The 16,927-nt window shown below is 62.5% G+C and carries 17 protein-coding genes; 10 read left to right on the top strand and 7 right to left on the bottom strand.

What is annotated here, in order from left to right; all coding sequences use genetic code 11:
• The first annotated feature begins 20 nt into the window (after positions 1–20).
• The 3 genes from QMG46_RS01710 to QMG46_RS01700 are packed head-to-tail and all read left to right on the top strand — an operon-like array spanning position 21 to position 1,703.
• The gene (locus QMG46_RS01710; protein ID WP_281850710.1) at positions 21–323 is read left to right on the top strand and encodes an ApeI family dehydratase; all 303 of its coding nucleotides are present in this window, start codon (positions 21–23) and stop codon (positions 321–323) included.
• Positions 320–1,270 carry a lysophospholipid acyltransferase family protein gene (locus tag QMG46_RS01705; protein WP_281850709.1) on the top strand — a complete coding sequence of 317 codons (951 nt, stop codon included), beginning with the start codon at positions 320–322 and terminating at the stop codon, positions 1,268–1,270. The genes QMG46_RS01710 and QMG46_RS01705 overlap by 4 nt, the downstream gene beginning before the upstream one ends.
• Positions 1,263–1,703, top strand: coding sequence for a hotdog family protein (locus tag QMG46_RS01700; protein WP_281850708.1), 441 nt, complete (start codon positions 1,263–1,265; stop codon positions 1,701–1,703). The genes QMG46_RS01705 and QMG46_RS01700 overlap by 8 nt, the downstream gene beginning before the upstream one ends.
• Here QMG46_RS01700 and QMG46_RS01695 read toward each other — a convergent pair.
• The 3 genes from QMG46_RS01695 to QMG46_RS01685 are packed head-to-tail and all read right to left on the bottom strand — an operon-like array spanning position 1,684 to position 4,471.
• Positions 1,684–2,472, bottom strand: coding sequence for a glycosyltransferase family 2 protein (locus tag QMG46_RS01695; RefSeq protein ID WP_281850707.1), 789 nt, complete (start codon positions 2,470–2,472; stop codon positions 1,684–1,686). The two genes, QMG46_RS01700 and QMG46_RS01695, sit on opposite strands and share 20 nt — an antisense overlap.
• Positions 2,469–3,269 (bottom strand): beta-ketoacyl synthase chain length factor, encoded by an 801-nt coding sequence (locus QMG46_RS01690; RefSeq protein ID WP_281850706.1) that lies wholly within the window; start codon positions 3,267–3,269, stop codon positions 2,469–2,471. The genes QMG46_RS01695 and QMG46_RS01690 overlap by 4 nt, the downstream gene beginning before the upstream one ends.
• Positions 3,266–4,471 (bottom strand): beta-ketoacyl-[acyl-carrier-protein] synthase family protein, encoded by a 1,206-nt coding sequence (locus QMG46_RS01685; RefSeq protein ID WP_281850705.1) that lies wholly within the window; start codon positions 4,469–4,471, stop codon positions 3,266–3,268. Before QMG46_RS01685 ends, QMG46_RS01690 begins: the two co-directional genes overlap by 4 nt.
• A gap of 189 nt (positions 4,472–4,660) precedes the next feature.
• Between QMG46_RS01685 and hemF the strand changes: the two genes are divergently transcribed.
• The gene (gene hemF / locus QMG46_RS01680) at positions 4,661–5,563 is read left to right on the top strand and encodes an oxygen-dependent coproporphyrinogen oxidase (RefSeq protein ID WP_281850704.1); all 903 of its coding nucleotides are present in this window, start codon (positions 4,661–4,663) and stop codon (positions 5,561–5,563) included.
• Positions 5,564–5,603: 40 nt separating this feature from the next.
• Here hemF and QMG46_RS01675 read toward each other — a convergent pair whose 3' ends face one another.
• Entirely contained in the window at positions 5,604–6,251 is a 648-nt protein-coding gene (locus tag QMG46_RS01675; RefSeq protein WP_281850703.1) for a DUF4097 family beta strand repeat-containing protein, read from the bottom strand.
• A gap of 189 nt (positions 6,252–6,440) precedes the next feature.
• Here QMG46_RS01675 and gpmA point away from each other — a divergent pair, with 189 nt between their 5' ends.
• Positions 6,441–7,187, top strand: coding sequence for a 2,3-diphosphoglycerate-dependent phosphoglycerate mutase (gene gpmA, locus QMG46_RS01670; protein ID WP_281850702.1), 747 nt, complete (start codon positions 6,441–6,443; stop codon positions 7,185–7,187).
• Between the two features lie 182 nt (positions 7,188–7,369).
• A complete protein-coding gene (locus QMG46_RS01665) occupies positions 7,370–7,921 on the top strand; it encodes a CcdC protein domain-containing protein (RefSeq protein WP_281850701.1) in 552 nt (183 codons plus the stop codon).
• Here QMG46_RS01665 and glnK read toward each other — a convergent pair.
• Entirely contained in the window at positions 7,918–8,256 is a 339-nt protein-coding gene (gene glnK, locus QMG46_RS01660) for a P-II family nitrogen regulator (protein ID WP_281850700.1), read from the bottom strand. The genes QMG46_RS01665 and glnK overlap by 4 nt on opposite strands.
• A gap of 172 nt (positions 8,257–8,428) precedes the next feature.
• On the opposite strand from glnK, the gene QMG46_RS01655 reads away from it, so the two are divergent.
• The 3 genes from QMG46_RS01655 to QMG46_RS01645 all read left to right on the top strand — a co-directional run bounded on the left by QMG46_RS01655 (position 8,429) and on the right by QMG46_RS01645 (position 12,726).
• On the top strand, positions 8,429–8,677 hold the full coding sequence (locus QMG46_RS01655; protein WP_281850699.1) for an accessory factor UbiK family protein: 249 nt from the start codon (positions 8,429–8,431) through the stop codon (positions 8,675–8,677).
• 200 nt (positions 8,678–8,877) lie between these two features.
• Entirely contained in the window at positions 8,878–10,377 is a 1,500-nt protein-coding gene (locus QMG46_RS01650) for a YifB family Mg chelatase-like AAA ATPase (RefSeq protein ID WP_281850698.1), read from the top strand.
• A 537-nt stretch (positions 10,378–10,914) separates the two neighbouring features.
• On the top strand, positions 10,915–12,726 hold the full coding sequence (locus QMG46_RS01645) for a cation:proton antiporter (RefSeq protein ID WP_281850697.1): 1,812 nt from the start codon (positions 10,915–10,917) through the stop codon (positions 12,724–12,726).
• 93 nt (positions 12,727–12,819) lie between these two features.
• Here the strand turns inward: QMG46_RS01645 and aceA are convergent, their stop codons facing one another.
• Entirely contained in the window at positions 12,820–14,124 is a 1,305-nt protein-coding gene (aceA, locus tag QMG46_RS01640; RefSeq protein ID WP_281850696.1) for an isocitrate lyase, read from the bottom strand.
• A 36-nt stretch (positions 14,125–14,160) separates the two neighbouring features.
• The gene (gene aceB / locus QMG46_RS01635; protein WP_281850695.1) at positions 14,161–15,756 is read right to left on the bottom strand and encodes a malate synthase A; all 1,596 of its coding nucleotides are present in this window, start codon (positions 15,754–15,756) and stop codon (positions 14,161–14,163) included.
• A gap of 130 nt (positions 15,757–15,886) precedes the next feature.
• Between aceB and QMG46_RS01630 the strand changes: the two genes are divergently transcribed.
• Positions 15,887–16,918, top strand: coding sequence for a LysR family transcriptional regulator (locus QMG46_RS01630; protein WP_281850694.1), 1,032 nt, complete (start codon positions 15,887–15,889; stop codon positions 16,916–16,918).
• Positions 16,919–16,927: the final 9 nt, after the last annotated feature.

Below are 16,927 nucleotides of genomic sequence, written 5' to 3'. Positions count from 1 at the left end.
GTCGCTGAGGCGGTGAGGCCATGAATTCAGTCAGCCATAGCGCAGCATTGCATGTCGGCGAAGATCATCCGAGCTTGCCGGGGCACTTTCCTGGTCATCCGATTGTGCCTGGCGTGATCATTCTTGAACGCGTTGCCGAAGAATTGAAGAGCTGGCGCGGCATGCGCATTGCCCGAGTGGTCGAGGCCAAATTCGTTGCGCCCTTGTTGCCCAGCCAGCAAGCTGAGTTGACGCTTAGCGAAAGCGGCGCGTCCCGGTTTCGTTTCGTGGTTACCCTGGATGATCAGGCGCTCGTACGTGGCCTTATCGAGGGTGTGGCATGACCGAACATTGGCAGAGCCGGCCTGAAGGCGGTAGCAGGGCCGCCCTTAAGCTGATTCGCACAGTTGCACTGCACGGTGGGCGAGCGTTTGTGCATGCGCTGCTCTGGCCGATTACATTTTATTTCATGCTTCGCCGCGGCCCCGAACGCCGGGCGTCACGCGATTTTCTGGCACGGGTATTCAAGCGTCGGGCCACGTTTGCCGAAGTGTTCAGGCACATGCGTTACTACGGCGCTACGCAGCTGGACCGGATTTTTTTCCTTGCTCGTGGCGAACGTGAGTTCGACATCCGGGTCGAAGGTGTTTCCATGTTGGAGAGCTACATCGACCAGGGGCGGGGTGTGCTTCTGATCGGTTCGCATCAGGGGAGCTTCGAGGCCTTGCGCGCATTGAGCTCCCGTCGTCCCGGTCTGTCCCTGCGAGTCGTACTCGACAAGCAGAAGACGCCGGAGATGACGCAACTGCTCGAAGAGTTGGCGCCACAGGTCGGCGCCTGCGTCATCGACGCGTCACGTGGCGGTACGTCCGTGACACTGGCTGCGTCTGAGGCTTGCCGGGATGGAGCGCTGGTGGCCTTGTTGGCCGACCGGGGGCGTGAAAACGAAACGTTGCGACGCATCCCTTTCATGGGTGAGCTGGCAGGTTTTCCGATCGGCCCCTGGCTGCTGGCGCATACGCTGAAAGTGCCGGTCGTGCTTTGTTTCGGGATCTATGAGGGCGGCAATCGTTACAAGCTGATCTTCGAGCAGTTTGCCGATGTCGTCGACATTCCGCGCGACCGCCGTGGACAGGCACTGGACTCGTTCATGGCTCGCTATGCCGCACGGCTGGAACACTATGCGTTGACCGAGCCGTACAACTGGTTCAACTTCCACGACTTCTGGCAAAACGATGTGGCCGACGAGCCCATGATCTCGGTCGCTCGCCCGGAACATGCCGATGCCTGACCTGGCGAAAAGCGATTGGGCACATTTGATCCCGCATACCGGCAGCATGTGCCTGCTTGATGCGGTGCGCCACTTCGACGACAGCACGATCCATGCAGTCAGCAGCAGTCACCTGCACGCAGATCATCCGCTGCGCGGTATCCATGGGCTGCATGCGGTGCATCTGGCTGAGTATGGTGCGCAGGCGACAGCCGTGCACGGTGCGCTGCTGGCGCGCTTGCGTGGCATCGAAACGGTCAAGCCAGGGCGTCTGGTGAGTCTGCGCGAGTTTGTGCTTAACGTCGAAACCCTGGATGAGCTGGGCGGCATGCTGGATATCGCCGCGCAATGCCTATACGCCGATGAAAGCGGCGCCCAATACAGTTTTTCTATCGAGCATGCCGGCGCACAGCTGGCCAGCGGTCGCGTCGCGATTATCCACCCGCAGCCTTAGCGTTGCCAAAGACCGCATTGGGCACGTCGCCCACGATCACCGGGGTCTCGCGCGAGCGCCGGTAGGCACGGCGAACGCCACCGTAGTGAAGTATCTGCTTCACCGTATAGACCGTGATGCGCGTAACGTCGCGCACCGGGCTGAAATGGCTGAGTCGAAACTCGCCTTCGTAACGCGAGGCGATCGGCACGGAAACGACGCCCAGGTGCTCCTGGCGTGAAGCGGCGATCAGGATGGCCGCTTCGAACACAAAGTTTTCCGCTGGCAGGTCGACGAGATCGAGCGCTGCGCGCGGATACCAGCGCTGCCCGCTTTGCGTGTCGGCAACCGGTTGCGCGCAGGCCCACGAAATACCCCAGTCGGCAAAGGCATTGGCAAACCGGCGTCCTTTGGGCTGCTGCTCGCGGTCGAGCATGCGTGCGCCGACCACGATATGGTTCGGGTAGCGTTGGGCTGCCCTCACGATGCGCGGGATATCCGCGGCCAGGTGCTGGCCGTCGCCATCCATGGTGACGACGGCCTCGAAACCTTGGCGCAATGCCTCGCGGAAGCCCGTGCGCAGCGCTTCGCCCTTGCCCATGCGTTGGGTGTGGCGCAACAGCGTGACGGGCAGTTGTTGCACGATCTCGATCGTGCGATCGGTGGAGCCGTCGTCCACTACGATCACTGACAAATTGAGAGCCAGCACGGAGTTGATGACCCGGGCGATAGCGGCTTCTTCATTCAGGCAAGGAATCAGCACGCACCAACGGGAAGCGGAAGCGTTCATTGGATAATCTCCGTATGGACGTCCAAATGCATAGCAGGCGCCAACGCCAGCGCGGCGCGGCCGCCATCCCTGGCCAAAAGCGTCAGAAGCGGCAAGGCACGCGCGCTCGCGTTATCGGTATACCACTCCGGCAGAGTGGCCGAAGGGCTTGTCGTGACGGGCGTTTCGCCGGCAGTCACGCGCAACTGAAGACTGGCGACGCTGCGGTTACCTTTTTCCGGCGACAGCACCAGCGCGCAGCCAAACGACTGTCGGCAGCCGGTAAGTTCGTTCAATGCACCACTGCCGGCAATGTCGCTGCATACAAGTAATGCCGGACGCTGGTCGGCCTGCACCTGTGTGGCCGCCTCCAGCAACGCGGCACCAAAGCTGGTGTGGCCTGCACAGATCGCTGTAGAGGGCGCATGGCAGCCGATAGCGATCGTCCAGTAACCGACCGGGGCGTTGTGCACGGAATTATGGAAGCGTGTCGGTGAAAGTTCGGTCGGTGCCCGCGCAAGGGTGGAGCACATGTAATCGGTGATGACGTGGTCGCCGTGTGCCGATGCAAAAACGCAGGCCAGTTGCGTCTGGTCGGCACCACTCATGTCGATGGCCTGTCCGGCGACTTCGATCGCCAGCAGTACGCTTTCGGGTGCGCGTCGCCGTTCGTTGGCTGGCAAACGCTCAGCCGGTGGCCGGGTTCGTTCGGCGGGTGAAACGGTTTGCCCCGCGAGTTGTTCTCGCAAGGCGTGGAAGTGCGGCCAGTGAGCGGCCCAAAGCCCTACGCCATCGACATGCACGCGGAGCGCACTCACGGCGCGCGCTCCGCACGGGCAAATGCCAGGCAGATGTTATTGCCGCCAAAGCCGAACGAGTTGCTCAGCGCGACATCGATGCGCTGCCTTTCATTGCGTAGCGCCCACTGTGGGCCGCAATGCACGTCGGGCTCGTCGCAGCCGGCATTGCCTGGCACGGCACCGTCGGCCATCGCCAGCAAGGCGATGGCCGCTTCGACAATTCCGGCCGCACCCAGGGTGTGTCCGGTCAGCGCCTTGGTCGAGCTGGCGCGTGTCGTCGATGGGAAGCTGCGTGTAACCAGCTGTGCCTCGACTTCATCGTTCTTCATCGAGGCGGTGCCATGCAGATTGATGTAGTCGACCTGGGTGGGCTCCAGTCCTGCACGCGCGAGGGCGTCACGCATCGCCAGTTCGGCACCCAGTCCTTGCGGATGCGGTGACGACATGTGGTGGGCGTCGCTGGACTCGCCATAGCCGAGCAGCCGTGGCGCATCGGAGGCCGCTTCGCTGCGCTCCAGTAATGCAAAACCTGCCGCTTCGCCGATGGAGATGCCGCGCCGAGCGCGGTCGAAAGGCTTGCATGGTTCGGGCGAAATCAGTTCCAGCGCGTTGAAGCCGAACAGCGTGCTGTCGCACAACGTGTCCACCCCACCGACGACCGCCGCGTCGACCAGGCCAAGGCGGATCATGCGTTCGGCATGAGCGAACGCCTTGGCGCTGGACGAGCAGGCTGTCGATACCGTCAGGGTAGGGCCGTTGAGCTCCAGGACCGCGGCGACAAAGCCGGTTAACGAATGCGGGACATGTATCTCGCGCCGACGCAGATCGGCCGGAATGCGCCCCTGGGCATCGAGTCGGCGGTAGGCCTCCTCGGTAGCGCCGATGCTGGCGGTCGAGGTGCCCAGGATCAGCGCGATCCGGTCCGAGCCATAGCGTTCCCGGGCGGCGTGTACGGCGCCGGTGAAGTCGTCCTGGTTCAGGCCGAGCCAGGCAAGTCGGTTGTTCCGACAGTCCCAGGCGGCCAATGGCTCGGGCAGGGCGGTGGCCTCGATGCCCTCCACCCGACCGATCCAGCAGGCCAGCGGCTCGCTGCTGAAGTCATTGGGTTTCAGGCCGCTACGTCCTGCCCCAAGCGCAACACGATGCGCCTCCAGGCCTTGTCCCAATGCCGAGGTGACAGTGAAGGCGGTGACGGCGAGGGAAGGGATCGGGTTGGGCATGACGCAAGCCTGCGTGCTTTGACTGCTTGTGTGTCGGTTATGTGACATGGCTGAGCCTGCATGTATCCTCGCTCAGAAACCGTGAACGGCAGGCAGCATGCGGCTTCATCTCGCGACGCCGCGCCGCATCGGCGGGCAGGGGGCGGCTTGTTAAGCTTCCCTTCCGATCCCCACGACTTAAGGCCAGACATGAGTCAGCAAGCCGACCTTGCCGAATCCTTTTTGCGCGAGCTGCAGGACCGCATCTGTGCGGCAGTCGAGCAGCTCGATGGCGGCCAACGTTTTGTCGAAGATGCCTGGAAGCGCGAGGCCGGCGGTGGCGGACGTACCCGCGTGCTGCGCGAGGGCACCCTGTTCGAGCAGGCCGGCGTCAATTTTTCGCGGGTTCATGGCGACAAGCTCCCGCCCAGCGCGACCGCGCACCGGCCCGAGTTGGCCGGCGGCAGTTTTATCGCCACCGGGGTATCGCTGGTGCTGCACCCGCGCAATCCCTATGTGCCGACAACGCATGCCAATGTGCGCTACTTCGAGGCGAGCAAGCCGGGCGTCGAGCCGGTATGGTGGTTCGGTGGCGGCTTCGACCTGACGCCGTTCTATCCCTTCGATGAAGACGTGATGCATTGGCATACCGTGGCGCGGGATGTGTGCGCGCGTTATGGCGACGATGTCTACCCGCGCTACAAGAGCTGGTGCGACGAATACTTCTACCTGAAGCACCGCAACGAGACGCGCGGCGTGGGTGGTCTGTTTTTCGACGATCTCAATGAAGGCGGTTTCGAGCGCTGTTTTGCTTTCATCCGTGATGTCGGCCAGGGCTTTCTTGATGCGTACAGCCCGATTGCCGAACGCCGTCGAGATACGGTCTATGGCGAACGCGAACGCGAATTTCAGCTATATCGCCGTGGCCGTTATGTCGAGTTCAACCTGGTCTACGACCGCGGAACCTTGTTCGGGCTGCAATCGGGCGGTCGCACCGAATCGATTCTGATGAGCCTGCCGCCACGTGTCCGCTACGAGTATGCATACCAGCCGGAGCCCGGTTCGGCCGAAGCGCGGCTTGCCGAGTATCTCAAGCCGCGCGAATGGGTCTGATCCGGTAAAGCCGGCATGCCTGGCATGCCGGCCTCGCTGTTTACGGATTGGCGCCGCTGAACTTCTGCGGCGTCGCGCCCTTGACCGCGCCGATCTGCGCCGAGTCGCTCACATAGAGCTCGACTTCGCGGCGAAATTCCAGCGTGCCTTGCACCACGGCATGCGGGCCGATCACGATATGCGGCCGGCGGTTGCTGTTGGAGTGCCAGCCGCTGGGCTTGTCCACCAGGATGCCGCCTTCCACGCGCGAATCGGCGCCCACGGTGATGTCGCCATTGACGGTTTCGATACCGCCGGCGACGTGCGACTTGTCGAGCGAGATCGTGCCATTGACGTTGGTGGCACCACCGAGCACCTCGGCGCCCTTGCCCAGTTCGATCGCGCCATTGGTGGCTTCGACCACGCCGGAGACCTTGACCCCGGCGCCAAGGGTGATGCCGCCATTGACCGTGCTGACCTTGTTGGCCGTGGCCCGGTCGTCCAGCTCGATGGAGCCATTGACCGTACTGGCCTTTTCGACTGTCGCGCCGGAGGCGATATTCACCGCACCGTTGACGGTGCTGACGTTGCCGGCATGTTGGCCCGAGGAAACGTTGACCGAGCCATTGACCTTGTCGATGTCGTCGCCGGCATAGGCGGTGGCGACCAGGGACAGAGAGAGGGCGAGGGCAAGCAGGGTGCGGCGCATGATGAACTCCGGTTTCGGCGTCTTGAGGTAGTCATAGGATGCCGCTTGCGGGCTCGGGGTTTAGCATGACCTATGACATGGATGGCTGGGGAACAGGGAACAGGGAACAGGGGTGTGCGTTGGGGGCGTTCCGCTTTACCCTTCACTCTTTAAGGACGGCATGAGCCGTCGACCTTACGGACCCATCCCATGCACAAACTCGTACTCATCCGGCACGGCCAATCCCAGTGGAATCTAGACAATCGCTTCAGCGGTTGGGCCGATGTCGATCTCACTGCCCAGGGTATTGCCGAGGCGCAAGAGGCCGGCAAGCTGCTCAAGGAGGCGGGTTTCAGCTTCGATATCGCCCACACCTCAGTGCTCAAGCGCGCGGTACGCACGCTGTGGCATGTGCAGGACGCGATGGATCAGATGTGGATCCCGGTCGTGACGGACTGGCGCCTCAACGAGCGTCACTACGGTGGCCTGACCGGTTTGAACAAGGCCGAGACAGCAGCGAAGTACGGAGAGGACCAAGTCAAGATCTGGCGTCGCAGCTACGATATCCCGCCGCCTCCGCTTGAGCGCGCAAAGAACGAATCGGTGCATGACCCGCGTTATGCTGCGCTCGATCCGAAAGACATCCCAGATACCGAATGCCTGAAGGACACGGTCGCCCGCGTGCTGCCGTATTGGCATGAGCTGCTGGCGCCGACGATCCGCGCGGGCAAGCAGGTCGTGGTGGCCGCGCACGGCAATTCGCTGCGTGCGCTGGTGAAATACCTGGACAACATCTCCGACGACGACATCGTCGAGCTGAACATCCCTAACGGGGTGCCGCTGGTGTATGAATTCGACGCCGAGCTGAAGCCGATCAAGCACTATTACCTGGGCGACGCCGCAGCGATCGAGGCCAAGATGGCCGCCGTGGCCAACCAGGGCAAGGCAAAGGCGTAGGAGCGAGTGGAGCGGAGTGAGTGGGCTGACAGCCGTCATGTACGGGCCAGGTCTTACGTCAGTGGCGCAAGGCTGGATTCGGTCCTAGGCTGTGCACCGGGTGTGAGATCGAGCGTTCACCAGCTCAACTCTCACTCCTCAGTCCTCTTCACTCACTTCTAACTCCGTAAGCAGGATCCAAGATGGCCCCGCAACTGGTAATGCCACTGATCATGGCTCCGCTGATGGTGTTCGCGGTGTGGCGCCGAGTACGCCGGACCTTTGGACCGCAGCCGATCCAGCGCAAGCGGATGGCGGCGCGCATCGGCTTTCTTGCCCTGGCTGGCGTATTGATCGCCGCGCTCGGCGCACTCAATCTGCGTTTGCTGGAAGGGCTGCTCGGCGGCGTGGCGATAGGTGCGGCATTGGGCTTGCTAGGCCTCAATCTGACACGTTTCGAGCGCAACGCGGCGGGTGCGGATGTGTATATCCCCAATCCCTGGATTGGCGGGTTGCTGACCGTGCTGTTGCTGGGGCGTCTGATCTGGCGCTTTACGGTACTGGGCACGCAGGCCGGTGCCGCGGCGGCGCCTCATGCGCCGCAGTTCGGCGACAGTCCGCTGACCCTGCTCGTGTTCGGCCTGATGATCGGCTACTACATTGCGTATTACACCGGCCTGCTGATCCATCACCGGCGCTTCGAACAGGAGCAGGTAGCGCGAGGCATTAAACCCCAGGACGGCGCCGGATCCTAAAGGGCGTCGTTGTCCAGCTCGCCGGTACGGATACGGATCACCTGCTCCAGGGCGCTGACGAAGATCTTGCCGTCGCCGATCTTGCCGGTGCGCGCGGCGTTCTGGATGGCCTCCACTACACGCTCGACCTGATCGTCGCTGACCGCCACTTCGAGCTTGATCTTGGGCAGGAAGTCCACCACGTACTCCGCACCGCGGTAGAGCTCGGTATGGCCCTTCTGTCGGCCAAACCCTTTCACCTCCGTCACGGTGATGCCCTGCACGCCGACTTCGGCAAGCGCTTCGCGCACATCGTCCAGCTTGAAAGGTTTGATGACCGCCACGACCAGCTTCATGAGTATTCCCCGGATATCGACAACAACAGGGCATTTTGCCCTTCGGAAGGGCGATTGTCGCCTTGGACAGCACTGTGTAGGAGAATTCCTACATTTTCTAGCGGAGCGGGCTGATGGCGCGGCATTTTAAGGATCACCTACACTTTTCGTCGACAAGCTCGAGGTGCCTACCATGATGGATAGGCGGGATATCGACCTACTTGCCCTGCGACTTGTTTCGTTGGTTCCGCCAGGACTGGCAGAGGCGCATAAGGATTTGCGCGCCAATTTCAGCGATGTCCTGGCACAAGGATTGCGCCGCCTCGATCTAGTCACACGCGAGGAGTTTGAGGTTCAAAGCCAGGTATTGGCACGTACACGTGCCAAGGTGGAAGAGCTCGAACGCCGCGTTGCAGCATTGGAGGCTAGCGCCCAGGGGTGATCCGTTGATCGGGTCCTTTGAGCGGTAGCCCACTTTCCGGGAGCCGCCCCCGATCGTCACCCTCACCCCGAGAATGGTCGGGGGCGGCTGTTTTATCTAGGTTGCGAAGGAGCTACAGGGATGTCGCGCGATCGCAGCCAAAACGGTGCAGCGAAGTCGTCCCCTGAGCTACGACGCCTTTCGGGGATCGCCCGCACGTCATGAGCCTTGCCGTCACATTGAGCCGCGCCCAGGAAGGGGTTGCAGCGCCGCAGGTGATGGTCGAAGTGCATCTTTCCGCCGGCCTGCCGGGAACGCATATCGTGGGTTTGCCCGAGGCTGCCGTACGCGAGGCGCGTGATCGCGTGCGTGTGGCGATCCAGAGCGCGGCCTTTGAGTATCCCAATCGACGGGTCACGGTAAACCTGGCTCCGGCCGAGTTACCCAAGGACGGTGGCCGTTTTGACCTGGCCATTGCGCTGGGCATTCTGGCCGCTGGCGGACAGGTGCCGCGCGAGAAGCTGGACGACTGCGAATTTCTTGGTGAGCTGGCCCTGTCCGGCGACTTGCGCGCGGTATCGGGTGTGCTGCCGGCGCTGCTGCGGGCACGGGCGCGTGGCCGTCGCGTGGTGGTTCCGCGCGCCAATGCTTCCGAGGCTGCTCTCATCCCTGAAGTCGACGTACGCGTTGCCGATACGCTCGCCGAGGTATGCGGCTGGCTGCATGGCGCACAGGACTTGTCGACGCCCAGCACTGCGATGGAATGGGGCAGCGACGATCTGGGGCCAGACTTGTCCGATGTACGTGGGCAATTGCAGGCTCGCCGGGCATTGGAAATTACCGCCACGGGTGGGCATCACCTGTTGCTGGTCGGGCCTCCCGGTACCGGCAAGACCATGCTCGCCGAGCGCTTACCCAGCATTCTGCCGCCGCTGACCGAGTCGGAGGCGCTGGAAACCTGTGCGGTACTTTCGGTAGCCGGGCAGCAGGTCGATCCGAAATTCTGGCGCCGGCGGCCGTTTCGTTCGCCGCACCATACGGCATCGGCCGTGGCACTGGTGGGTGGCGGCTCGGAGCCGCGTCCCGGAGAGATTTCGCTGGCTCACAACGGGGTGCTGTTCCTCGACGAGCTGCCTGAATTTACCCGGCACGTCCTCGATGTCTTGCGTGAGCCGCTGGAGTCGGGACAGATCATGATTTCCCGGGCATCACGCCAGTCGGCGTTCCCGGCGCAGTTTCAGCTGATCGCCGCGATGAATCCCTGTCCCTGCGGCTATGCCGGCGATCCACGCCAGCGCTGCCGCTGTACGCCGGATCAGATCCAGCGCTATCGCAACCGTGTTTCCGGTCCGCTGCTCGACCGCATCGACCTGTCCGTGGAGGTGCCGCGCGTGCCCGTGTCGGAGATCGGTGCGCCGCGTGCGGCGCAGGACGAAGACTCGGCGACCGTTCGTGCACGTGTTCTCAAGGCCCGGCATCAGGCGCTGATGCGGGCAGGGCGCCCGAATGCCGAAATAAGCACCCGCGAACTCGAGCGCGACTGCGCCCTGGGGCCCGCCGAAAGGCGCTGGTTCGATGCGGCGCTGGAGCGCCTGGGCCTGTCGGCCCGCGCCTACCATCGCACCCTGCGGGTCGCTCGCACGATCGCCGACCTGGACGGTGGTGCGGCGGCGCTCGATCGCAGTCATCTGGCCGAGGCGCTCCAGTACCGGCGGTTTTAAGCTGGTAGCTGGATCATGCGGCAGGCTGGCTTTGCTGGGTGGCAGTGACGTCACGAAGCTCCGAGTAATCTCGGCTTTCCCTATCGTCATCCCGGCGCAGGCCGGGACCCAGTGGCTTCGATTTCCGGTTTTCGCGATCGAGTGGAGCCTTCTTTGGCTTTGGCGATAACCCATCACCCAGTCACTGGGTCCCGGCCTGCGCCGGGATGACGACCAGGGAAGGGCGAGGCGTCCTGAATTTTGAGGGGTAGCCTGAAGCCCGAGCAGGTCCTGATCACTCCTTAATCAATTTATGTACCGGAGAGTATTGACTTCGCCGGTTAGAGGTCTATTATCTGCACCGGCTAGTTCTCTAATGGACTATCGCCCCCGCCACCCCGGTATCGGAACCCCCTCCCCCGCCCGATACCGGGGATTGGCCTTCCCCTTAAGACCCAATCCTTAAAAGACAACAAGTGCGGCTGACAAGATAGTTGGCACGATGCTGTCGTTCTGTGCTCCGATAACCCTTCGTTTCGATGTGGTGAAGGACCGCGAATGACACTCGAACTCGGCTTGATGCTGGCGGGCATGCTTGGCATTGGCTTTCTCGCGCAATGGTTGGCGTGGCGCGTCAAACTCCCGGCGATTCTGTTTCTATTGCTGGCGGGTATCGTTCTGGGCCCGCTGACGGGCATGTTGGAGCCGGACAAGCTGCTGGGCGATCTGCTGTTTCCGATCGTCTCGTTATCGGTGGCGCTGATTCTGTTCGAAGGCAGTCTGAGCTTGCGCTTCCATGAATTGCCGGACATCGGCCACGTGGTGCGTGGCTTGGTCAGTTACGGCGCCATCGTCGCCCTGTTGATGCTTGCGGCCGCAGCCCACTACGTCGCCGGTTTGAGCTGGGAGATTTCGCTGCTGTTCGGTGCGCTGACCTGCGTCACTGGGCCGACCGTGATTGCGCCGATGCTGCGCACAGTGCGTCCGAACTCGCGTATCGCCAACGTGCTGCGCTGGGAAGGGATCGTGATCGATCCGCTCGGTGCGTTGTTTGCGGTGTTGGCCTACGAGGCGATCGTTTCGCATCGCCAGGGCCATACGATCGGGGTCTTCCTCTTCACGGTGATCTGCGGTGCCGCCTTGGGTGCGCTCGCTGCATGGGGACTGGGTACGCTGCTGCGTCGTCAGCTGATTCCCGAATATCTGCAGAATTACGGCGCTCTGGCTGCCGTGCTGCTCGCTTTCAGCATCTCCAATGCGATCGCACATGAATCGGGACTGCTCGCGGTGACGATCATGGGTATCGCGCTGGGCAATATGCGCCATGTGCATATCGATGACATTCTCGATTTCAAGGAACACCTCACCACGCTGTTGGTGTCGACCTTGTTCATCCTGTTGGCCGCGCGCTTGCAATGGCCGTCATTGAGCATGTTGTGGGCCGGCTTCGTTGTATTCCTGATCGCGCAGCTGATCGTGCGCCCGGTGACCGTCTTTGTTGCCAGTCTGGGCAGTTCGTTGACCTGGCGCGAGCGGGCGTTGATTGCCTGGGTGGCGCCTCGCGGCATCGTGGCGGCCTCGGTATCGGCGCTGTTTGCATTGCGTCTGAGCAAGTTGGACAACATGTCCGGTGCCGATGCGCTGGTGCCGCTGGTGTTTATCCTGATCATCGGCACGGTAGTGTTGCAGAGTGCGACATCACGCACGCTCGGCATGTGGCTCAAGGTGGTCGAGCCCGAGCCGCGTGGCGTGCTCGTATTCGGTTCCGACCGGGTGGCGCGGGTGCTTGCCAAGGCACTGGCCGATGCGGGTTTTCGCGTGGTGATTGCCGACGATCAATGGAACAACGTGCGCATCGCGCGGATGGAAGGGCTGAGCACTTTCTATGGCAATCCGGCGTCGCACTACGCCGAGCGCAATCTGGATCTTTCCGGTATCGGTCACCTGCTGGCGATGTCCACGCATAGCGAGCGCAATTCGCTGGTGAGCGTGCACTATCGACAGGAGTTCGGGCATAGCAAGGTGTTCTTGCTGCGGAACCTGAGTGACGAAGAATCGGCCGGGCGAGCGGCGACTGCCGAAGCGACGGTGGCAACGGCGTTGATCTCCGATGCGATGACGCACGGGAAGCTCGACGAACTCTTGCAACAAGGATGGCGTACCAAGTCGACCAAGATCACGGCGACGTTTGGTTGGTCGCATTTTGTGGCGCAGTACGGTGGGCAGACGATGCCGCTGTTTGGCGTCGACGAAAAGGGCGATTTGCGTATTGCGTCGGCGTCGCGGCCGGTTGAGCCGAAGGCAGGGTGGACGGTGATTACGCTGGTGCCGCCGGTGGAAGCTGTCGCTGCTGCTGATGACGCGGTGTAGTTCGGATGCATAGGTGAGGTTTTCGCGAGCACCCGGCCCCCTCACCCCAGCCCTCTCCCCCGGCGGAGCCAGGGGAGAGGGAGCCATGATGCTTCACGCTGCCGATGCGCGGCGCTGTGCCTGGAACTGCGCCTCTTCGGTAGAGCCCTTCAATGCTGTGGTCGACGACTGGCCTTGCTGGATCGCTTGCGTCACCGCGTCGAAATACCCGGTCCCCACTTCGCGTTGATGCTTGACTGCGGTGAACCCACGATCGGCGGCGGCGAACTCCTTTTCCTGCAGTTCGACGAAAGCGCTCATCTGACGGCGCGCATAGCCGTGCGCCAGATCGAACATGCCGTAGTTCAGACTATGGAAGCCGGCCAGGGTGATGAATTGGAACTTGTAGCCCATCGCGCCGAGTTCCTTCTGGAACTTGGCGATGGTGGCGTCGTCCAGATTCTTCTTCCAGTTGAAACTCGGCGAGCAGTTGTAGGCCAGCATCTTGCCGGGATACCTGGCATGAATCGCTTCGGCAAACTTCCTGGCTTCTTCGAGGTTCGGCTTGCTGGTCTCGCACCAGATCAGATCGGCATAAGGCGCGTACGCGAGACCGCGGCTGATTGCCTGATCGAGGCCGGGCTTGACGCGGAAGAAGCCCTCGACCGTGCGCTCGCCGGTCAGGAACGCCTTGTCGTTGTCGTCCACATCGGAGGTCAACAGATCCGCCGCGTCGGCATCGGTACGCGCGACCAGCAGGGTCGGCACGCCGCAGACATCGGCGGCCAGGCGTGCCGCGTTCAACTTGTCGACCGCTTCGCGCGTCGGTACCAGCACCTTGCCGCCCATGTGGCCGCACTTCTTCACCGAGGCGAGCTGATCTTCGAAGTGCACGCCGGCGGCGCCGGCTTCGATCATGGCCTTCATCAACTCGAATGCGTTGAGCACGCCGCCGAAGCCGGCTTCGGCATCGGCCACGATCGGCACCAGCCAATCGGTATCGTCCAGGCCTTCGGCGTGATGCAGCTGGTCGGCGCGCAACAGCGTGTTGTTGATGCGCTTGACCACCAGCGGCACGGAGTTGGCCGGGTAGAGCGACTGGTCGGGATACATTTCACCCGCGACGTTTGCATCGGCAGCCACCTGCCAGCCGCTGAGATAGATCGCCTGCAAGCCGGCTTTCACCTGCTGCATGGCCTGGTTGCCGGTCAGCGCACCCAGCGCATTGACGAAATCTTCCGTATGCAGTGATTTCCAAAGGCGCTCGGCGCCACGGCGAGCGAGCGAATGCTCGACGCCGACGGTACCGCGCAGGCGCACCACATCCTCGGCACTGTATTGACGCTGGACACCGGCCCAACGCGGGTTGTTCTTCCATTCGAGCGAGAGTTGATCGGCGGTCGGCAGTTGCGTCTTCATGATGGACTCCGCGGGTGATAGGTCGGTCGTATGCGCTTACAGCTGCGCATACGCGGGCAGGGTGAGAAAGTCGCCGAGTTGCTCGGCATGAGTCAGTTCCGTGAGCAGGCGTGCCGCATCGTCGGCGCGTCGTGCGCCGGGCAGGTCGCTATCGCGCAATTTGTGCGTGTGGGCAGCGAGTGCCTGGTCGAACAGCACAAAATTGATCGGTGCGTGATCGGTGAATTCGACGCCACCGTGGTGCAGCCATTGCCACAGCTGCGAGCGGGCGATTTCCGCAGTGGCTGCGTCTTCCATCAAATGATGGATCGGCACGCAACCGAGGCCTTCCAGCCATGCCGCGGTATAGCGCAAGGCTACGTCCACGTTGTTGTCGAAACCGGCGCGGCTGATCGAGCCGGCGCAGGGGGCGATAAGCTGGTCGCGCGTGACGCTCACATCGGTCCGCTCGACATTGAGCTGATTAGGCGAGGGCATGTACTTGTCGAAAATCTCCTGCGCCACGGCGACGAGAGCGGGATGTGCGACCCAGGTGCCGTCGTGGCCGGCCTGTACTTCGCGCAGCTTGTCTGCGCGCACCTTTTCCATGGCAGCGTTATTGGCCGCTTCGTCGCCCTTGATCGGAATCTGCGCCGCCATGCCACCCATCGCGAAGGCGCCGCGGCGGTGGCAAGTCTGGATCAGCAGTTCCGAATACGCTTTCAAGAAGGGCACCGTCATCTGCACTTGTCCGCGCTCAGGCAGCAGGCGATCGCGGTGGGCACGGAATGTCTTCAGGTAGGAAAAGATGTAATCCCAGCGCCCGCAATTGAGGCCGACCGCGCGGCCACGCAGCGCATGCAGGATTTCATGCATCTGGAATACGGCAGGCAGGGTTTCGATCAGCACCGTTGCCTTGATGCTGTCCGCCGGCAGGTCGAGCTCCTGCTCGGCCAGGCTCATCACGTCGTTCCAGAGCGCCGCTTCTTCCATCGCTTCGAGCTTGGGCAGATAGAAATACGGGCCGCGCTCGCGCTTGTGGAGCTCCTGGGCGTTGTGGAAGGCGAACAGGCCAAAGTCCACCAGTGCGCCCGACATCGGCACGCCATCGACGATCAGATGACGCTCGGGCAGATGCCAGCCACGCGGGCGCACGATCAGGACGGCGGGATTGTCGTTGAGGCGGTAAAGCTTGCCGTCGGGTGAGGTGAACTCGATCGAGCTGCGAACGGCGTCGCGCAGGTTGATCTGGCCATCGAGCTGGTTGGCGAGGGTCGGTGCCGACGAGTCTTCGAAGTCGGCCATGAACACCTTGGCGCCAGAGTTGAGCGCATTGATGATCATCTTGCGCTCGACCGGACCGGTGATTTCGACCCGGCGGTCGCGCAACGCGGCCGGAATCGCGGCGACGCGCCAGCTCGATTCACGGATCGTGCGGGTGTCGTCGCGAAAATCCGGCAGCTGGCCCGCGTCGTAGCGCGCCTGACGCTCGCGACGCTGCGCCAGCAGGTACTGGCGGCGCGCATCGAAGCGGCGGTGCAGCAGGCTCAGAAAGGCCAGGGCGGCCGGGGTCAGTATCGCCTCGTGTTCGGGCCGGATATGACCCACCACCTGGGCCGCCTCGATCACTACGCGCTCCTTCGGTACTGCCATGAGCTGTCTCCACGCTTGGGTTGCTGTTGCGGCCCAAGCTAGGTCAGTCGCTCATGCTTTGACAAAGCAAATGTTTCAATTTTTGCTATTATGATTCTTAATGTATCTTGCAAGTGGCTGAATTTAATCCATGAAATCAGTCCGAAAAAAGCTGAACAAGGCTACAAAACGGTTACCGCGGTCGGAAAAGGCCGCGTCGCGCGAGAGCGAGGACTCGGGTCGGTACTACTACAAGGGCAACCGGCAGAAGCAGCTGCGGGCCTTTGTCTACACCGTAAAGCTCGGCACCCTGACCCGCGCGGCGGAGGCGCTCTATCTGTCTCAACCCACGGTGAGCCTCCAACTTCAGGCGCTGGAACGCGAATTGGGCACGCGTCTACTCGAACGCAGCCGTCGTCGTATCAACCTGACTGATGCCGGTGAGGCGCTCTACGAGCTGGCGCGCCCGCTGGTCGAGGGCTGGGAGAATCTCGATCGGGAATTCCAGGCCAAGGTCAAAGGCCTGGGCGCCGGGCGCCTTACGATTGCCGCCGGCAGCTCGACCATCCAATACCTGTTGCCGGAATGGGTACGTCGTTATCGGGAGCAGTTCCCCGGCGTGCAGCTGCAGCTGGCCAACGTCACGGGCAAGGACGGCATGGCTTTACTGCGCGCTGACGAAGCGGATTTTGCCGTGGGCTCGATGCTCGATGTACCGCACGATATCGCTTGGGCGCCGGTCTACCACTACGACCCCATGCTGATTACGCCGCTGGATCATCCGCTCGCGCAAAAGTCGCGGGTGACCGTGGAGGATCTCTCGCCGTTCGGCCTGATCCTGCCGCCGCAGCGGCTTTCCACCTATCGGCTGGTCGATCTGGTGTTCCAGCAACGGCAGGTGCCGTACCACGTCGCCATCGAAGTCGGCGGTTGGGAAGTGATCAAGGAATACGTCGCGATGGGCCTGGGCATTTCCATCGTGACCGGCATCTGCATCACCGATGCCGATCGCAGCCGCCTAGCCGTGCGCAACATGCGCGAATACTTTCCGCAGCGCAGCTATGGCGTCGTGATGCGCAAAGGCAAATACCTGAGCGGCGAAGCGCGTGCGTTTATCGATCTCATCCGGCCCGGTCTGCTGACGCATCGCGACTACGATGAATCGGGGCATTCAGAACGATAGGCGGAGGGC

It is taken from the genome of Dyella sp. GSA-30, from assembly GCF_027924605.1.
Classification (GTDB): Bacteria; Pseudomonadota; Gammaproteobacteria; order Xanthomonadales; family Rhodanobacteraceae; genus GSA-30.
Note: the sequence above shows the minus strand (reverse complement) of the source record. Positions and strands in the feature narration are given on the sequence as shown.